The sequence below is a fragment of the Rhodosalinus sp. FB01 genome (assembly GCF_041365715.1).
Taxonomy (GTDB): domain Bacteria; phylum Pseudomonadota; class Alphaproteobacteria; order Rhodobacterales; family Rhodobacteraceae; genus Rhodosalinus.
The window spans coordinates 1-434 of record NZ_JBGFSH010000074.1 but is presented as its reverse complement, the minus strand read 5'-3'; the positions used below and the strand labels follow the sequence as shown (position 1 = coordinate 434).

Sequence of the window (434 nt, the reverse complement as noted above, 5' to 3'; positions counted from 1 at the left end):
AAGCAGCGTGAGCGCGGCGTAGCCCGCGGCGCTGTCGCCGAGCGCGAAGGTCAGCCCGGCGTGGGCGTAGCCGTGCTGCTGGCGCGCGGCGGGCAGGATCGGCGCCTCGATCACCGCGCGGCCGGGGGCGAGCGCGGTCATCCCGGCGCCGAAGGTCGCCATCAGGCTCTGCGCCGCGAAGCTCTCGCGGATGGCCCGGGCGTGGGCCTCGGACAGGCGTGCGGTTTCGTCCATGGGCGCCCTCCGGCTGTCGCGCCGTGCGAGCCTGCCCCGCGCCGCGGCCGGGCGCAATCGCGGCCTTTGCGGGGTGCTGTCAGGCGCGGGCGGTGCGGCGCGGGTGCATCGGCACGGCGAGCGCGCGCCGGCCCGTCAGCACGGCGATCGCCTCGGGGCGCATGAGCGCCGTGAGCGCCGGGTCCTCGCAGCAGAGCCCG

1 protein-coding gene is annotated in these 434 nt (G+C 78.3%); it reads right to left on the bottom strand.

From position 1 onward, the window contains the following. On the bottom strand, positions 1-234 hold a 234-nt coding region (locus tag AB6A65_RS16640; protein ID WP_371039497.1), incomplete at its 3' end, for a PaaI family thioesterase. Positions 235-434 lie beyond the last annotated feature (200 nt).